We start from the raw sequence: 489 nt of genomic DNA on the forward strand, positions 1-489 counted from the left end.
AACGGGTGACGCACCTGCTCGAAAGAATTCCGGCATAACGGGACAGGTGGTTACGTGAATCGACAGCGCGACGCGTCAGTCGCCACAGATTTCGCCTTTAACTTCAACGCCCGCCCGCATCCAGCAGTTGTACGGATGTTCCCGACCGCATCGCCAGGTAGCGCGGCCGGGCGCATGACGCTGGCCTCTCTCCCGAAACTGCACGAGGCATTTTCATGCGCAATCAGATAAGTCCGAATCCGCGGTAAACGTTGCGCTGCCGCAGCATGTCGTCAAACGTGACGTTCTTTGACAATTCCGCCCGGTGTCCTCCATTAGTCTTACGAATCTCTACCGATTCGTACTGCGAAAAACAAAATGAACAGGAAGACCTACCGGCTCGTGTACAACCGGCTCCGGGGAATGCTGATTGCTGTCGCGGAGACCGCCAGCACGACCGGCAGGAACAATGGCGAAACCACAGTAACGGGCCATGCACCGGCCGGTGCG

General features: G+C 57.9%; 1 protein-coding gene. It reads left to right on the plus strand.

Annotated elements, in window-relative coordinates:
* Window positions 1-357: 357 nt before the first annotated feature.
* Window positions 358-489, plus strand: a 132-nt coding sequence (locus tag SB772_RS39135; protein WP_410838405.1) for an ESPR domain-containing protein, incomplete at its 3' end; no start/stop codon positions are given.

Source organism: Paraburkholderia sp. SIMBA_030 (assembly GCF_046535245.1).
In the GTDB taxonomy this organism is placed as follows: domain Bacteria; phylum Pseudomonadota; class Gammaproteobacteria; order Burkholderiales; family Burkholderiaceae; genus Paraburkholderia.